Source organism: Barnesiella sp. An22, from assembly GCF_002159975.1.
In the GTDB taxonomy this organism is placed as follows: Bacteria; Bacteroidota; Bacteroidia; order Bacteroidales; family Barnesiellaceae; genus Barnesiella; species Barnesiella merdigallinarum.
This window is the reverse complement of the sequence record NZ_NFJR01000050.1, coordinates 1-855: the sequence shown is the minus strand read 5'-3', so window position 1 is coordinate 855 and position 855 is coordinate 1. Positions and strand designations below refer to the sequence as shown.

The 855-nt window shown below is 47.5% G+C and carries 1 protein-coding gene; it reads right to left on the bottom strand.

Going from position 1 to position 855, the window contains the following annotated elements:
• On the bottom strand, nt 1–190 hold a 190-nt coding region (locus B5F38_RS14465), incomplete at its 3' end, for a hypothetical protein (RefSeq protein ID WP_206422504.1).
• Nucleotides 191–855: the final 665 nt, after the last annotated feature.

Sequence of the window (855 nt, the reverse complement as noted above, 5' to 3'; positions counted from 1 at the left end):
AGTTGAAACAAATCGAATTAAAAACAAGTGAGTCTATACGTTGAAAGAACAGAGAGTCTTTAAAGACAAGCTCCGGCACCTGCAGGTACCCTCTTTCTCTCTTTGACTCATCATTAGATACCTGCCCCCATAACGGTGCCGATAAGAGGGTGAAGATTACACCCGTCAAAATTGCATACTTAAATTTCATAGCATTGGATTTAATATATACCAAAATTCAGCATTCTATTTTCATGCGTCAAGATATGAATTTTCCTGCACATATCCAAGCGAATAGAGACGAAAATGCAGCAGCGTGTCACCCCGCACTCGATGCGGGGTCCAGTTGTGAGCCGCTTGTGGAAAACATAGGGACGTACAACCCGTGCGTTCTAAAAAGAGGTACGAGCAAGGAAACGGCCCAAATGTGAAATCACTGCCCGAGTATTTTCTGGATTCCGCATCACGGTGCGGAATGACTCTCCCCGTCACCCCGCACAACGATGCGGGGCCCAGTTGTGAGCCGCTTGTGGGAAACATAGAAACGTACGACCCGTGCGTTCTAAAAAGAGGTACGAGCAAGGAAACGACCCAGATGTGAAATCTCTGCCCGAGTATTTCTGGATTCCGCATCACGGTGCGGTATGACTCTCCCCGTCACCCCGCACTCGATGCGGGGTCCAGGAGGTGAATGAGTGGGAAATGACTCCTGCATATATACTTATTTGCCGGTATTCCCTGGATTCCGCGTCGCAGCGCGATATAACAAAAAGAGGGTGACCCAAAAGTCAAAGACTTTAAAGGGTCATCCTTTTTTGTTTGGATTACGCCAGATGGTCACAATGAGAGAATGAATGCGTGAGAGTGAGTGTGGAG